The sequence below is a fragment of the Pseudomonas sp. F220 genome, assembly GCF_057813935.1.
The window spans coordinates 64,168-79,631 of the sequence record NZ_JBVASJ010000020.1; the positions used below are offsets into that span (position 1 = coordinate 64,168).

At 56.2% G+C, this 15,464-nt stretch carries 17 protein-coding genes; 14 read left to right on the forward strand and 3 right to left on the reverse strand.

The genetic code is table 11. The features are described from left to right. Window positions 1–32 precede the first annotated feature (32 nt). Window positions 33–950: a putative 2-dehydropantoate 2-reductase gene (locus ACZYSM_RS17910; RefSeq protein ID WP_489073060.1), complete on the reverse strand. Its 918-nt coding sequence runs from the start codon at window positions 948–950 to the stop codon at window positions 33–35. A 136-nt stretch (window positions 951–1,086) separates the two neighbouring features. Between ACZYSM_RS17910 and ACZYSM_RS17915 the strand changes: the two genes are divergently transcribed. Together ACZYSM_RS17915 and ACZYSM_RS17920 are read left to right on the forward strand one after the other, a co-directional pair. Beyond that, the gene (locus tag ACZYSM_RS17915) at window positions 1,087–1,572 is read left to right on the forward strand and encodes a YajQ family cyclic di-GMP-binding protein (RefSeq protein WP_489073061.1); all 486 of its coding nucleotides are present in this window, start codon (window positions 1,087–1,089) and stop codon (window positions 1,570–1,572) included. Window positions 1,573–1,707: 135 nt separating this feature from the next. Continuing rightward, entirely contained in the window at window positions 1,708–2,553 is an 846-nt protein-coding gene (locus ACZYSM_RS17920; protein WP_489073063.1) for a mechanosensitive ion channel family protein, read from the forward strand. Window positions 2,554–2,865: 312 nt separating this feature from the next. Here ACZYSM_RS17920 and ACZYSM_RS17925 read toward each other — a convergent pair whose 3' ends face one another. After that, window positions 2,866–4,179: an OprD family porin gene (locus ACZYSM_RS17925; protein ID WP_489073065.1), complete on the reverse strand. Its 1,314-nt coding sequence runs from the start codon at window positions 4,177–4,179 to the stop codon at window positions 2,866–2,868. A gap of 911 nt (window positions 4,180–5,090) precedes the next feature. On the opposite strand from ACZYSM_RS17925, the gene ACZYSM_RS17930 reads away from it, so the two are divergent. Continuing rightward, window positions 5,091–5,516 carry an HIT domain-containing protein gene (locus tag ACZYSM_RS17930; RefSeq protein WP_489073067.1) on the forward strand — a complete coding sequence of 142 codons (426 nt, stop codon included), beginning with the start codon at window positions 5,091–5,093 and terminating at the stop codon, window positions 5,514–5,516. 3 nt (window positions 5,517–5,519) lie between these two features. Continuing rightward, complete coding sequence (locus tag ACZYSM_RS17935) at window positions 5,520–5,726, forward strand: SlyX family protein (RefSeq protein ID WP_489073069.1); 207 nt, start codon at window positions 5,520–5,522, stop codon at window positions 5,724–5,726. A 93-nt stretch (window positions 5,727–5,819) separates the two neighbouring features. Here the strand turns inward: ACZYSM_RS17935 and ACZYSM_RS17940 are convergent, their stop codons facing one another. After that, on the reverse strand, window positions 5,820–6,422 hold the full coding sequence (locus ACZYSM_RS17940) for a cold-shock protein (RefSeq protein ID WP_489073071.1): 603 nt from the start codon (window positions 6,420–6,422) through the stop codon (window positions 5,820–5,822). Between the two features lie 706 nt (window positions 6,423–7,128). Between ACZYSM_RS17940 and ACZYSM_RS17945 the strand changes: the two genes are divergently transcribed. The 10 genes from ACZYSM_RS17945 to tolA all read left to right on the forward strand — a co-directional run bounded on the left by ACZYSM_RS17945 (window position 7,129) and on the right by tolA (window position 15,460). Continuing rightward, window positions 7,129–7,350 (forward strand): FmdB family zinc ribbon protein, encoded by a 222-nt coding sequence (locus tag ACZYSM_RS17945; protein ID WP_307331943.1) that lies wholly within the window; start codon window positions 7,129–7,131, stop codon window positions 7,348–7,350. Between the two features lie 107 nt (window positions 7,351–7,457). After that, window positions 7,458–9,233: an aspartate--tRNA ligase gene (aspS, locus tag ACZYSM_RS17950; RefSeq protein WP_489073074.1), complete on the forward strand. Its 1,776-nt coding sequence runs from the start codon at window positions 7,458–7,460 to the stop codon at window positions 9,231–9,233. Window positions 9,234–9,368: 135 nt separating this feature from the next. Next, window positions 9,369–10,115, forward strand: a complete 747-nt coding sequence (locus ACZYSM_RS17955) for a YebC/PmpR family DNA-binding transcriptional regulator (RefSeq protein WP_489073076.1) — start codon at window positions 9,369–9,371, stop codon at window positions 10,113–10,115. 188 nt (window positions 10,116–10,303) lie between these two features. Next, window positions 10,304–10,828 (forward strand): crossover junction endodeoxyribonuclease RuvC, encoded by a 525-nt coding sequence (ruvC, locus tag ACZYSM_RS17960; protein WP_489073078.1) that lies wholly within the window; start codon window positions 10,304–10,306, stop codon window positions 10,826–10,828. A gap of 115 nt (window positions 10,829–10,943) precedes the next feature. After that, complete coding sequence (ruvA, locus tag ACZYSM_RS17965; RefSeq protein ID WP_489073080.1) at window positions 10,944–11,555, forward strand: Holliday junction branch migration protein RuvA; 612 nt, start codon at window positions 10,944–10,946, stop codon at window positions 11,553–11,555. Continuing rightward, window positions 11,556–12,614 carry a Holliday junction branch migration DNA helicase RuvB gene (gene ruvB / locus ACZYSM_RS17970; protein ID WP_489073082.1) on the forward strand — a complete coding sequence of 353 codons (1,059 nt, stop codon included), beginning with the start codon at window positions 11,556–11,558 and terminating at the stop codon, window positions 12,612–12,614. A gap of 138 nt (window positions 12,615–12,752) precedes the next feature. Continuing rightward, window positions 12,753–13,220, forward strand: a complete 468-nt coding sequence (gene ybgC / locus ACZYSM_RS17975; protein WP_489073084.1) for a tol-pal system-associated acyl-CoA thioesterase — start codon at window positions 12,753–12,755, stop codon at window positions 13,218–13,220. After that, window positions 13,210–13,905: a protein TolQ gene (gene tolQ / locus ACZYSM_RS17980; RefSeq protein WP_489073086.1), complete on the forward strand. Its 696-nt coding sequence runs from the start codon at window positions 13,210–13,212 to the stop codon at window positions 13,903–13,905. The genes ybgC and tolQ overlap by 11 nt, the downstream gene beginning before the upstream one ends. 23 nt (window positions 13,906–13,928) lie before the next feature. Further along, a complete protein-coding gene (gene tolR, locus ACZYSM_RS17985) occupies window positions 13,929–14,381 on the forward strand; it encodes a protein TolR (protein ID WP_162556275.1) in 453 nt (150 codons plus the stop codon). Continuing rightward, a complete protein-coding gene (tolA, locus tag ACZYSM_RS17990; RefSeq protein WP_489073088.1) occupies window positions 14,381–15,460 on the forward strand; it encodes a cell envelope integrity protein TolA in 1,080 nt (359 codons plus the stop codon). The genes tolR and tolA overlap by 1 nt, the downstream gene beginning before the upstream one ends. The last annotated feature ends 4 nt before the right edge of the window (window positions 15,461–15,464 follow it).

Consider the following 15,464-nt stretch of genomic DNA (forward strand, 5'->3'; position numbering starts at 1 on the left):
GAAGAGGAACAAGTGGGCAGCGTAGCCGCTGCTCAGTCGCTGGGCAATCCGCGCGTGCGCAGGTGCTCGATCAATCGCTGTTGCACCTGATTGAGATGGGGCAGGGTCAGTCGATGTCGAGACGCAACATTGCAGACATGACCCAGCAGGTAGCTGATCTCGGTCCTGCGGCGGTTGGCGACATCCTGATACATCGACGAAAAATTGGCCGCGGTCGCCTGAATGACTCGCTCGACTTCGTGTTGCAGATCTTGCGCTGCCGCCGGCTGGCCGCAACGTTCCAGTAGTTCAGTCAGCTCGGCGCAGAGGGTGGCGACCTCGCAGTGATGCTGCTGCAAGCCGCCATTAGGGCAGTCGTGCAGCACGGTCAGCGGGTTGATGGCGCAATTGAGCGCCAGTTTTCGCCAGAGCCGTGTGAGGATATCCGCACTCCACTCATGAGGGATGCCGCCCGCGCTCAGATCATCCAGCCAGATTGGCGGGGTCGGGTGGCCGACATCACCGAGCCATGTATAACCGTGGCCGGCAAATACCACACGCCAATCGCCATCGCGAAACGCACCTTCGGTGCTGGAAGCAAAGATGCAGCGCGCCTGTGGGACCCGCGCTGCGACCGCGTCCTGACTGCCCAGGCCGTTTTGTAAAAGAATCAGTTCAGCGTCGGGAGTCAGGCGTGGTGACAGTTGCGCGACGGCTTTTTCAGCGTCGTAGGCCTTACAGGCTACGAGCAGTCGGGTGATGGGTTCGCCACTGTCGACGGTTTCGCCGGGAATCTCATAGCGCCGCGCTTCTCCGTGCTCCACCAGCGTGAGCCCGCCTGCCGCCTGGTAGGCCTGCAAGCGTGCCTGATCGCGCAGAATCAGTCTGACTGGCAAGCCAGCTCGTGCCAGGCGTGTTGCCCACAAGGAGCCGAGGCTACCTGCGCCGAGAATGTGCCAAGTGGTCGACATCAGCTTTTTGCTCTGTTTGGCAGCCGCATGTGAGGCTCACAGTGAAGGAGAGGAAAGACCCGTTATAATGAGCCCGCATTTTAACCGCAAGCTTCATCTATATTGAGCTGCGCCCTTTTAATATTGGAGAAATTACATGCCGTCGTTCGACGTGGTATCCGAACTGGACAAACACGAAGTCACCAACGCGGTCGAGAACGCCGTCAAGGAGCTCGACCGCCGCTATGACTTGAAAGGAAAAGGCAGCTTCGAGTTCAAGGAAAAGGATCTGGTCGTCAACATGACCGCTGAAGCTGACTTTCAGTTGGAAGCAATGATCGAAATTCTCAAGTTGGCTCTGGTCAAGCGCAAGATCGATGTGCAGTGCCTTGAGCTCAAGGACGCTTACGCTTCCGGCAAATTGATGAAGCAGGAAGCGACCCTCAAGGAAGGGATCGATAAAGAGATGGCGAAGAAGATCGTTGCTCACGTCAAGGACGCCAAGCTCAAGGTCCAGGCAGCCATTCAGGGTGAGCAAGTGCGTATTACCGGCAAGAAGCGTGACGACTTGCAGGAAGCGATTGCCGCACTGCGCGCCAAGGAATTCGGCATGCCGTTGCAGTTCAACAATTTCCGCGACTGACCCGTATTCCGGGAACCTCTTGGCGTTATCGGCGTCCGAGGCCCATGGAATGGCAGAAACGATTGAGCCCAAGTGATTTCAGTCGTTCTGCCAACCCGTATTGCGAGCCGGACACCCGGTAATAAGGAGAGATAGATGGATTTGAATGCGGAAGTAGACAGCCTGGTCAAGGCTTCCCAAGCCTGGATTCCGATGATCATGGAATATGGCAGCCGGGTGCTGTTGGCGGTCATCACATTGGCCATCGGTTGGTGGCTGATTAACAAACTGACCCACAAGGTTGGCAGACTGCTGGCCATGCGTAATGCCGATCTGGCGTTGCAGGGGTTTGTTACCAGTCTTGCGAACATCGTTCTCAAGGTCATGCTGATTGTCAGCGTAGCCTCGATGATCGGTGTGGAAACCACCTCGTTCGTGGCGGCTATCGGTGCAGCGACATTGGCCATCGGTCTGGCGTTGCAGGGCAGCCTGGCGAACTTCGCTGGCGGCGTGCTGATTCTGTTGTTCCGTCCGTTCCGGATCGGTGACTGGATCGAAGCCCAGGGCACTGCGGGTACAGTCGACAGCATTCAGATTTTCCATACCGTGATCCGCACTGGCGACAACAAGACGGTCATCGTGCCTAACGGCATTCTGTCCAATGGCATCATCACCAATACCAACCGCCAGCTGACCCGCAAAGTGGTGTTTGACGTGGGTGTCGATTACCACGCCGATTTGCAGAAGACCCGTGAAGTTCTGCTTGAACTTGCCAACGACCAGCGAGTGCTGAACGATCCGGCGCCAGTGGCTGTAGTGTCGGCATTGGGCGAGAGCTCAATCACCGTTTCGCTGCGGGTCTGGGTGAAAACCGCGGACTACTGGGATGTGCTGTTCAAGTTCAACGAGCTGTCCCGTGACAGGTTGAAAGCAGCGGGTATTGAGGCTCCGTTCCCGCAGCGAGTGATTCGTGTGGTCCAGGAATCACTCTCTGTGCGGTAACACAGTTTGTTATTACGTGGCTGTTCGGTCAGGTATCAGCATTTAAACTCAAGGGGCGATTGGCCCCTTTTGTTTGTCCGCCCTTTTAATCTACCCACACAAACGCCTTTCGGTACCGGTAAAGGGGAATTGCGTATAGACCGTTGGTAAGGCAAGGACGGTTGACGTTATTGTGCGCAGGTTAGTTAGCTTGCTATGCAACTAATGCTGCTGAGAGGTCATTTGACGGTAATAAAAAAACCGCTCACCTGAACCAGGTGAGCGGTTTTTTGTTAGAGCAGAGCTCTAAGACGCTATCGAATTACAGCTGAATTACAAGATGCTCAGCGGGTATTCAACGATGACACGTACGTCGTTGTTGTTGCCGTTGTTGCCGAGAGCGTCGTTGGCACGGTAAACCGCGCTACGGAGACGGAAGGACAGGTCTTTAGCCGCGCCGTCTTGCAGGACGTACTTGGCTTCGTAGTTGAGTTCGTGTTCCTTGCCTTCGCCAGCACCGCCGGTATCGATATTGTTACCCTTGACGTAACGGGCCATGAAGCTCAGACCTGGTACACCGTAGCTGGCCATGTTGAGATTATAGGCCGCTTGCCAGGAGCGCTCGTCCTTGTTGTTGAAGTCGGAGATCTGGACGGAGTTGGACAGGAAGATAGTACCGTTACCCTCTACGCCGTAGACGTAGCCAGCATCGCCAGTGGCGCGTTGGTGAGCGATGGTGAACTTGTGCGCGCCCAAGGTGTAGGCAGCTGCCAGGGACCAGATTTTATTGTCGACGACACCAGCCAGTTCCTGGCCATCGCCCTTGGTTTTGTAGCCGTTGAAGTCGAAGTTCAGAGACTGGGTGTCTGCGATCGGCAGAGTGTAGTTCAGGTTGACGTATTGCTTCTTGTAGTAGTCTTCAATGTCGGAAGCCGCGATGCCGCCCACGAAATTGTCAGTGAACTGATAGGTTGCGCCAGCGATGTTGGCGCTGGTCAGGCCAGCGGCGCCCTTGCCGTTGATGCTGTCATGGCCCATGCCAGTTTGGGAGCTCAGAGCAGTGAAGCGACCTGCACTCAGTTCCAGGCCTTTGATTTCTCTGCTGGTAATCAAGGTGCCGGTGGCGACTTCTGGCAGCAGACGGCTGTCATCGGTGGAGAACACTGGGCTGGCAACGAACTGGTTGCCGTATTTCAGGACAGTGTCGGACAGGCGGAATTTTACTGCGCCGCCAGCTCTGGACTGAGTACTTTCCGGGGTGCCCTGGCTGTCATTAGCGAACAAACCGTTACCAGCGCGACCAGCACCACCATCAAGCTTGACGGAGCCAGCTGCAAATGCATCTACACCGACACCGATGGTGCCTTGGGTGAAGCCGGATCCATAAGTGAGCAGTTCGCTAAGACCGGTATCCTGGCGATAGCCGCTGAGTTTGTTGTCCGGACCACTGGTGTAGTTACCGTTGGCTTTACGGACGTTACCGTTGCCGTTTTTGAAGTCGCGGTTCATGTACTCCATACGGGTCTTGGCGACCAGAGTACTGTCTTCAATAAAGCCCTTGGCGTCGTCCTGGGAGGACGCGATTGCGAACTGCGAGGTGCCTGCTGAAACAGCCAGTGCGATCATGCTCCACTTCATCACGCGCATCGTGATTTGCTCCTTTGGTTTTTAGAAGAGTACTGCCGTCCGCCTGTTTTATTATCCGGGCGGCTCTTTCTTTTTGTGTCGGCGCAAACTTATATCACGCTGACAATGTTGGCGATACTTACGTATCTATCCTTTCTGCTTCTTTACGACCGTGTCGCAAAATGCTCGGTCGATGTCGCAAATCTGCAACCCTACTGTATCCGGGTTGACAACTTCAATACTGTCTTCTAAGGCTTGGGCATCGGTAAAAAGCTTCTATGTCCAGGCGGTGAAATCTTCATGGGCGACCTTGCCACTATTATTATTTGTCTCAAGGTACCCACTTCCAGCGAGCCCCTTTTAGACGATGTGGGTGAGAATGCAACAAACGTGCACAAACACGTTTTCTGGTAGGAATTTTTCCTGGTTCCTCGGATAGGGCTGTAAAAACCTCATAAAACCGGGCTTTTAAGATCGTTTTGTTTGAGCTTGACGGCGCTATTTTCCTCGTGTTGTAACCAATGAAAATAGCGCGGCAATCAAAAATGTTACCGGTTCACACTCCTGAGTGAGTAAACGGCGGATGGTCGAAGCACTCAGCGTAGACGTACTGTGCGGTTTTGGTGCAAAACTTCATTAGAGGTGTGCGAGATTCATACAGGAGGGGGCGGGTTAAAAGTGGCGTGCCAGCTTTCGTTGGTCATTTCTTGACGCGCAGCCAGCCACTGATCCTTGATTGGTGCGATTAAGAGAGGAATGTTCCAGGTTGGAGCGTTCTTGGGCTGGCGGAGAGGTTCCTGTTTGCGCAAGGACAGTTGTTCGCCGTGAAGGGAGTGTCAATCGCAGGTATGCTGCCGTTCTGTCGCTTGGCGAGCAGCCGATTGAGCGGTGTGCCAAGCTGAAAACTGATGAGCTGAGCGGGAGTGCGCGCGGTGTTCGCTTTAGATCCACGACTTCAACAAGACACACTACCGATCGGGGACTTCCCCTTGTGCCGGTTGCTGTTGTCCAACGATTCGAATTACCCCTGGTTCATCCTGGTGCCGCGTCGCGAGGATATCAGTGAGCTGTTTCAGTTAGATGTCGCGGATCAACAGCAGTTATGGCAAGAAACTACAGCGCTGGCAGAGATGCTCAAGGACTCGTTCGATGCGGACAAGTTGAATGTGGCGACGTTGGGCAATGTAGTCAGCCAACTGCACATGCACGTCATTGTGCGTAAACGTGAAGATGCGGCATGGCCGGCACCGGTCTGGGGCAAACATCCGGCAAAGCCTTATAGTGCAGAGCAGGTAGCCGTTGTTCGCGAGCGGCTGCGGTTGGTGCTGACTGATGATTTTCAGTTTCTGGAGGGCTGAAGAATGAGCTCTGAGGCGCGAATTACCGAGTTGGAAAGTCGGCAGGCTTTTCAGGATGACACGATTCAACAGTTGAGCGATGTACTCGCAACACAGCAGCGAGTGGTCGAGCGTTTGCAATTGCAGATGGCCGCGCTGCTCAAGCGGCAGGAAGAAATGGCCGGCCAGTTCGAGTCTTTCGAGGAAGACGCTCCACCGCCGCATTATTGAGTGCTTTCGAATGCCTCAACAGGCAGGCAATAAAAAACCGCGAGCAGCCAGGCTGCATCGCGGTTTTCTTTTTTGCAGGGATGGGGGCTGAAATCAGCGACGCGGCAAAGCAGCGATCACGTCTTCAGCTTGCAGGCCTTTATCACGGTTCATGACAGAGAACTCCACGCGCTGGCCTTCGACCAGGACGCGGTGTCCTTCACCCCGGATAGCACGAAAGTGCACAAAAATATCATCACCGGAGTCGCGGGAAATAAAACCGAAACCTTTAGAAGTGTTGAACCACTTGACGGTACCGGTATCGCGATTGGTCATGTCATAGCTTTGTGAAGCTGCTGCTGGTGAAGAGGTATAGAAGCTGATGGCCAGGTGCAGGAGAACGGCGATCAGTGCAGTCAGAAGGCTGATCAGAATGGCCGGTTGGCCACCAATTACGGGTAGAGGTGCGAGCAGAGTAAGAATTTGCAGGACGACAGCAAGCACCAGCAGAGCGCTGACCAGATTTTGCAGCTGATGACGCGGGCCTTTGTTCCAGTAAGGAATAACCGGAGCGAGAGTCAGGTTGAGCAGGCCGAAAAATGCCAGATAAAGCGCATCGGGTTGTTGCAGGTAAGGTACGGCTTCGGATCGCAGGCTAGGGATAAAGGACAGCAGCAGGGCTGCAGCGCCCGTTAGCAGATGGACGATTTTCAACATTTTGATTAACTCACGTTAAGACGGATCACAAGGAAGAGCTGATTGCGAACGGTTCGCTTCTGAACAATATGAGGCGCTGGACACGTGCGCGGTATCAGCCTATGCACTGCAGTCAGAAAAATAGGCCGCAGCGACACACCCTCTATTTAACAGCAAAGTCGGGACCTTCTCAAATCAGGCGCTGGCGAGATATGTGGCGGTTGATCACCTGCCGGGAAAATGTTGTGCCCGTTTGTCTTGTAGATGCTTGTTCTAGACAGTTATGTGAGGTTTTTAGGCTGCCCGCAGGTTTTTCAACGGCCAATGAAGTCGGTCTTGGTCTTCGGAAGTCGCGGCGCTTGCAGGGCGAACTTGTCGCGGGGCGTTTGGGTTCTCCTCGGCGGGGTGAAGAGTTTCAGCGAGCGGGTCAGGGGGGCGTCGTGCGAAGCTTGAAAGAGGGAGCATGTCTCGCTGGCGAAGCTTTAACTCTAGGGCGAGCTGATGCCCGGGTGCGACGCAAGGAGCGGTTTGCATGAAATGGCTTCAAGCGGTCTGGCGCGGTGGTCGCGCAGCTTAAGCAGCAGGCGTCACATTGCCAACCCTATAAGGGCTGACGCCAACCGATGCAGTCATACGGCTGCACAGGCTCGATTTAATGGATATAATCCCGCCCTTTGCTGCGTAGCCCGGGCTCGCGCGGTAGTTAATTGATTGCCGAGACAACTCCATGCCGATGTACGACTATCAATGCGCTTCCTGCGGTCATCAACTGGAAGCCATTCAAAAGATCAGCGCTGAGCCGTTGGTCGACTGCCCTGCCTGCCAGGCGCCTGAACTGAAAAAAATGCTGTCCATGCCCGGGTTCCGCCTCAGCGGTACCGGCTGGTACGAGACTGACTTCAAAACAGGTTCGAAGAAGAATCTGGCTGGCGGCGACAAAGCTGACTAAGTTGAACGACCACGCGAGCTCTTGCATTATCAGGCGTCTTACTTAAGGGCGGTGGTGCGGCAAGACCTCCAATCGAATTTCGAATTACGAGAAGTGAAAACACCATCATGATGCGCAGCCATTATTGCGGCCAACTGAACGAAAGCCTGGAAGGCCAGGAAATTACCCTTTGCGGATGGGTCCACCGTCGTCGTGACCATGGCGGGGTGATTTTCCTCGATATCCGTGATCGTGAAGGTCTGGCCCAAGTGGTGTTCGATCCGGATCGTGCCGAAACCTTTGCCGCCGCCGACCGTGTGCGCAGCGAATACGTGGTCAAGATCACCGGCAAGGTTCGCCTGCGTCCGGCGGGTGCTGGTAACGCCAACATGGCTTCGGGCGCTATTGAAGTGCTGGGCTATGAGCTGGAAGTACTGAACGAAGCGGAAACCCCGCCGTTCCCGCTCAATGAATATTCCGACGTGGGTGAGGAAACTCGCCTGCGTTATCGCTTCATCGACCTGCGTCGCCCGGAAATGCTCGAGAAACTGCGTTTGCGTTCGCGCATGACCACCAGCATCCGTCGTTACCTGGACGAAAATGGCTTCCTCGACGTCGAGACACCGATCCTGACCCGTGCTACCCCTGAAGGTGCGCGTGACTATCTGGTGCCTAGCCGTACTCACGCCGGTAGCTTCTTCGCCTTGCCGCAATCGCCGCAGCTGTTCAAGCAACTGCTGATGGTTGCCGGTTTCGATCGCTACTACCAGATCGCCAAGTGCTTCCGCGACGAAGACCTGCGTGCAGACCGTCAGCCGGAATTCACCCAGATCGACATCGAAACCAGCTTCCTCAACGAAGCCGAGATCATGGGTATCACCGAAGGCATGATCCGCAACCTGTTCAAGGAAGTGCTGGATTTGGAATTCGGCGAGTTCCCGCACATGACCTGGGACGAGGCCATGCGTCGTTACGGTTCCGACAAGCCGGACCTGCGTAACCCGCTGGAATTGGTGGATGTTGCCGATCAGCTCAAAGATGTCGATTTCAAAGTCTTCAGCGGTCCGGCCAACGATCCGAAATGCCGTGTTGCTGCCTTGCGCGTACCAGGCGGGGCGAGCATGCCGCGCAGCAAGATCGATGACTACACCAAGTTCGTCGGCATCTACGGTGCCAAGGGCCTGGCGTACATCAAGGTCAACGAGCGCGCCAAGGGCGTCGAGGGCCTGCAGTCGCCAATCGTCAAGAACATCCCTGAAGCCAATCTCAATGTGATCCTCGATCGCGTTGGTGCGGTCGATGGCGACATCGTGTTCTTTGGTGCCGACAAAGCCAAGATCGTCAGCGAAGCCCTGGGCGCGCTGCGAATCAAAGTCGGTAACGACTTCAGCCTGCACACCTGCGAATGGGCTCCGATGTGGGTCGTCGACTTCCCGATGTTCGAAGAAAGCGATGACGGCAGCTTCACTGCGCTGCACCACCCGTTCACCGCGCCGAAGTGCTCGCCGCAAGAACTGGAAGCCAACCCGGCTACAGCCTTGTCCCGTGCCTACGACATGGTGCTCAACGGTACTGAGCTGGGTGGCGGTTCGATCCGTATCCACCGCAAGGAAATGCAGCAATCGGTATTCCGCCTGCTGGGTATCAGCGAAGCTGAACAGGAAGAGAAATTCGGCTTCCTGCTCGACGCCCTGAAATACGGCGCGCCACCCCACGGTGGTCTGGCCTTCGGTCTGGACCGTCTGGTGATGCTGATGACCGGCGCCCAGTCGATCCGTGAAGTGATCGCCTTCCCGAAAACCCAGAGCGCTGCCTGCGTTATGACTCAGGCTCCGGGCCACGTGGATGCCAAGGCATTGCGCGAACTGCATATTCGTTTGCGCGAACAGCCAAAGGCTGAGTAAGGCTGACCTGAAAGGCGCATCCTCTGGATGCGCCTTTTCCTTTCTTTATAGATTGAGAGGGGTCGAGATTTTTATTTGCTGGCTGGCGCGTCATGGCGCGGCGGGCAATGTTTCAAAGAGAATTTGGAGCAAGTTATGGCAGGTCATTCCAAGTGGGCGAACATCAAGCACCGCAAAGAGCGTCAGGATGCCAAGAAGGGCAAGATTTTCACCAAGTGGATCCGTGAGCTGACGGTCGCTGCCCGGCAGGGTGGTGCTGATCCGGGGTCCAACCCGCGTCTGCGTCTGGCGCTGGACAAGGCGCTTGGCGCGAACATGAGTCGCGACATCATCGATCGCGCGGTTGCCCGTGGTGCCGGTGCGGCTGACACTGACGACATGGTCGAGCTGACCTACGAAGGCTACGGCCCGGGTGGCGTGGCGGTGATGGTCGAATGCATGACCGACAACCGTAACCGCACTGCGGCTGCTGTGCGCCATGCGTTCAGTAAATGTGGCGGCAACCTAGGTACTGACGGTTCGGTGGCTTACCTGTTCGAGCGCAAAGGGCAGATCTCCTTCGCCCCGGGCGTCGACGAAGACTCGCTCATTGAAGCGTCTATGGAGGCAGACGCCGATGACATCGTGACCAATGAAGACGGCTCCATCGATGTCTTCACCTCCTTCGCCGGCTTTTATGCCGTGAGCCATGCGCTGGAAGCTGCGGGTTTCAAGGCGGTTGACGCTGAAATCGTCATGTTGCCGACGACCAGTGCCGAACTGGATCTGGACGGCGCCGAGAGGGTCCTCAAGCTGCTCGACATGCTGGAAGACCTGGATGACGTGCAGAACGTCTACTCCAACGCGGATATTCCGGAGTCGGTGGCAGAGCAACTCGGCTGATCGTCACACCCCTTGTAGGAGCGAGCTTGCTCGCGATGGACTCCAACGATAACGCGCCCCTGCATGAAAACATGCGGCGCGTTCGAGTTCATCGCGAGCAATCGAGCGTCGACCGGCTGCTCCTACAGGGTTCGGTGTCGGTCTCCAGTCATGTGTATCCGATACACCTCTCTCAACCCGCAGGCGTTATGACTTTAATTCTTGGTATCGACCCCGGTTCGCGCATTACCGGTTATGGCGTGGTACGCGATACCGGGCGTGGCTGTGTGTACGTCGCGTCGGGTTGTATACGCACCGGCAGCGGCGAACTGCACGAGCGGCTGCAAATCGTCTATCGCGGTGTGCGTGAAGTCATCCAGACCTACGGGCCGGTGACCATGGGCATCGAAAAGGTCTTTATGGCGCGCAACGCGGATTCGGCCTTGAAGCTCGGTCAGGCCCGTGGCGCGGCAATTGTCGCCGGAGCCGAAGAAAGCCTGGAAATCGCCGAGTACACGGCGACCCAGGTCAAGCAGGCGGTCGTCGGCACAGGTGCGGCGAATAAAGAGCAGGTGCAGATGATGGTGATGCACTTGTTGAAGCTGACAACCAAGCCGCAGATCGATGCCTCGGACGCCCTGGCGATTGCCATCTGTCATGCGCATACCCGTTCCAGCTTGCTACCCCATGGCTTGGGTGCGGCACGCAGTCGTGGCGGTCGTCTGCGTCTCTGATAGCATCGGCGCAGTCATTTTATGAGTTGAGCGTTTGGCGCCTGTCTTGTCGGCAGTCGCGCTCACTCTGTTACTCGTCAGCCATTGATCTGACCAACGCTTAAGGATCTGAAACGTGATTGGACGCTTGCGCGGCACCTTGGCTGAAAAACAGCCGCCGCACCTGATTCTTGATGTAAATGGTCTGGGTTATGAGCTGGAAGTGCCCATGACTACTCTTTATAGGCTGCCGTCGGTCGGTGAGCCGATTACCTTGCACACCCATTTGGTCGTGCGCGAGGATGCCCAGTTACTCTATGGCTTCATTGGCAAGCGCGAGCGGGATTTTTTTCGTGAGCTGATCCGTCTCAATGGCGTTGGGCCGAAGCTGGCTCTGGCCTTGATGTCCAGTCTGGAAGTCGATGAGCTGGTGCGTTGCGTTTCGGCGCAGGACACCTCGGCGCTTACCAAAGTGCCCGGTGTCGGCAAGAAGACCGCTGAACGACTGCTGGTGGAGCTCAAGGATCGCTTCAAGGCCTGGGAAACCGTGCCGAGCATGTTTGCTCTGGTGCCGAATCAACCTGATGCGCCGGCGTCCCAGGTGGCCAGTGCCGAGAGTGATGCAGTCAGCGCGCTGATCTCTCTGGGCTACAAGCCGCAGGAAGCCAGCAAAGCGGTTTCCGCTATCAAGGAAAAAGGTTTGAGCAGTGAAGACATGATTCGCCGAGCCCTGAAGGGAATGATTTAAGTGATTGAAGCTGATCGTCTGATCACCGCCACGGGTAGCCGTGACCGTGAGGAAATTCAGGACCGCGCGATTCGACCGCTGAGCCTGGCCGAGTACATTGGCCAGCCGACCGTGCGCGAGCAGATGGAGTTGTTCATCCAGGCTGCCCGTGGGCGTAACGAGTCGCTTGACCACACGCTGATCTTCGGCCCGCCGGGCCTGGGTAAAACCACTCTGGCTAACATCATTGCTCAGGAAATGGGCGTGTCGATCAAAAGCACCTCGGGGCCTGTGCTGGAGCGTCCGGGTGATTTGGCGGCATTGCTGACCAACCTTGAACCCCATGATGTGCTGTTTATCGATGAGATTCACCGGCTTTCGCCGATTGTCGAAGAAGTCCTATACCCGGCGATGGAGGATTTCCAGCTTGACATCATGATCGGCGAAGGACCGGCTGCACGCTCGATCAAGCTCGATCTACCGCCATTTACCCTGGTGGGCGCGACCACGCGTGCCGGGATGCTGACCAATCCGTTGCGTGATCGCTTCGGTATCGTCCAGCGCCTGGAGTTCTACAACACGGCGGACCTGGCGACCATTGTCGGCCGTTCGGCGGGCATTCTCGGTTTACCGCTCGATCCTGATGGCGCTTTTGAAATCGCTCGTCGTGCCCGTGGTACCCCGCGGATTGCCAACCGATTGCTGCGCCGCGTCCGGGATTTTGCCGAGGTGCGCGCCAATGGCCATATCACCAAACCGATTGCGGATCGGGCGCTGAATCTTCTGGATATCGACGAACGTGGCTTCGACCACCAGGATCGACGTCTACTGCTGACCATGATCGAGAAATTCGACGGTGGGCCGGTGGGTGTAGACAGCCTGGCGGCGGCGATCAGCGAGGAGCGCCACACCATCGAGGACGTGCTCGAGCCTTACCTGATCCAGCAAGGCTATATCATGCGCACACCACGAGGTCGGGTGGTGACCCGGCATGCGTATCTACATTTCGGTCTTAATATCCCGTCACGATTGGGGGAGATGCCCGTGGTAGACGAGTTTCTCGATACCGTGGACGATTAAATGGCCTCTGCGCACTGATTTATTCAGGGTTTGTGCTGTCCTAGGGGCTGGCATTGCCGTTCTTTCGCAAGAAATGCGTTCGAGAATGAAAAACAGTTGCCTGGCCGGATTGGCAACCTGAGGAGTAAGCACTAGAGTATGCGCGCGCAAAACGGGCTTGAGCCGTTCGCACATCGTTGTCGCGTTTATTACGAGGACACCGATGCCGGCGGCATCGTGTATTACGTTAATTACCTTAAGTTTATGGAGCGGGCTCGGACCGAGCGGCTACGCGAGCTGGGCTTTGCCCAATCGCAGCTGGCAGGCGAGGACCTGTTGTTCGTTGTGCATTCCAGCGAAGCGCGTTACCACGCGCCGGCGCGACTGGACGACGAGCTTTTGGTAAGTGCTGAAGTAATCGAATTGAACCGTGTCAGCCTGCGCTTTAAACAGCAGGTCAGGCGGGCTACGGATAATGCGCTGCTCTGTGAAGGGCAGTTTTTGGTGGCCTGTGTGCGCGCCGATAGTTTGAAACCCCGGGCCATTCCCGAAGCTCTACGCGCGGCCTTTGCCGGCGTGAGCGGCGCGGGTACACACTCAGAGCAGGAGATAAAGCGTGGAAGCTAACGTCGTCGACCATTCCTCCATGTGGAGCTTGGTCAGCAATGCCAGCGTCGTTGTGCAGTTGGTAATGCTGATCCTGGTGGCTGCATCGGTCACTTCATGGGTCATGATTTTTCAGCGTAGCAACCTGCTGCGCGCCGGTCGACGTGCCCTGGAGAGCTTTGAAGAGCGCTTCTGGTCGGGTATCGACCTGTCGAAACTCTATCGTCAGGCGGGTAGCAATCCAGACCCGGATTCAGGCGTAGAGCAGATTTTCCGTGCCGGCTTCAAGGAGTTCTCCCGTCTGCGTCAGCAGCCAGGCGTTGATCCGGAAGCGGTCATGGAAGGCGTGGCGCGTGCCATGCGCGTGGCCATTTCTCGCGAAGAAGAAAAGCTCGAACAGAGCCTGCCGTTTCTCGCCACCGTTGGTTCCGTCAGCCCGTACATCGGTCTGTTCGGTACCGTCTGGGGCATCATGAACTCCTTCCGCGGCCTGGCAATGGCTCAGCAAGCGACCCTGGCCACTGTGGCTCCGGGTATCGCCGAGGCGCTGATCGCTACCGCCATCGGCCTGTTCGCGGCAATCCCCGCAGTAATCGCCTACAACCGTTTTGCTGCTCGTGGCGAAACCTTGATTAGCCGTTACTACACCTTCGCCGACGAGTTCCAGGCGATCCTGCACCGCAAAGTGCACACCAGCGAAGAATAAGCAGGTATTCCCCAATGGCTTTAATCGCTCGAGCTCGTAAAAAGCGCAAGCCGGTTGCCGAGATGAACGTGGTGCCTTACATCGACGTGATGCTGGTACTGCTGGTCATCTTCATGGTGACCGCGCCGATGCTCAATCAGGGCGTGAAGGTTGATCTGCCCAAGGTTTCCAGCGAAGCCTTGCCGCAAGATAACAACACTCAGGTCCTGACCATTTCGATCAAATCTGACAAGACCTACTACTGGAACCTTGGCAGCGAAGTCGACACTGAAAAGCAGCAGGACAAGGCGATGACCTTGCCGCAGATGACCGACGCGGTGACCAAGATCATTCGCGCTGGTACTGAAGGTGGCAAGCGTACCCAGGTCTTCATCCGTGGCGATAAAACCGTCGATTACGGCTCCGTGATGGGCGCCATGGGCGGGTTGCAGAAAGCCGGGGTCGGTAATGTTGGCTTGATTACCGAGGCGCCCTGATGCACCAACAGCGAGAGCCGTCCGCCTCGGAAAGCTACTTTTGGCCTAGCGTTTGGGCAATAGCCCTGCACGTCGTGGTGTTTGGCATGCTGTTCGTCAGCTTTGCCATGACCCCGGACTTGCCGCCGGCCAAGCCGATCGTCCAGGCGACCCTGTATCAGCTGAAATCGAAAAGTCGGGCAACCACCCAGACCAATCAGAAGATTGCGGGTGAGGCGAAGAAATCCGCCGCACGTCAGACCGAAGTCGAACAGATGGAACAGAAGAAGGTCGAGCAGGAAGCGGTAAAGGCTGCGGAACAAAAGAAAGAAGAGTCGGCTCAAAAGGCCGAGGAAGCGAAAAAGTCTGACGAAGCCAAGAAGGCAGACGAGGCGAAGAAGGCTGATGAAGCCAAGAAAGCCGACGATGCTAAAAAGACTGCGGAAGCGAAAAAGGCTGAACAGAAACAATTGGCTGATATAGCCAAGAAGAAGGCCGAAGAAGAAGCCAAGAAAGAGGCTGAAGAAGAGGCCAAGAAAATGGCCGCTGAGGAAGCCAAGAAAAAGATAGTCGAAGACGCGAAGAAGAAAGCCGCGGACGACGCCAAGAAAAAAGCTGAAGCGGACGAGGCGAAGAAGAAAATCGCCGAGGATGCGAAGAAGAAAGCTACTGCCGATGCTGCCAAGAAAAAGGCAACTGACGCGGCGCGTAAATCGACAGAAGATAAAAAGGCTCAGGCCTTGGCCGATTTGCTTTCCGACACGCCGCAGCGCCAGCAAGCCTTGGCCGACGAGCAGGGCGATGAAGTCGCAGGTTCTTTCGACGATCTGATTCGTGCTCGGGCAGCAGAAGGGTGGGCGCGTCCTCCTTCGGCACGTAAGAACATGACGGTAGTGCTGCAAATTGGCATGTTGCCGGACGGTACGGTGACTTCGGTGACTGTGGCCAAATCCAGTGGTGATGGTCCGTTCGACAGTTCTGCAGTAGCGGCGGTCAAGAACATTGGTCGTTTGACAGAAATGCAGGGAATGAAACCGAGCGATTTCGCTCCCTATCGTTCATTCAAGATGACATTCACACCTGAGGATCTAGCCTTGTGAAAAA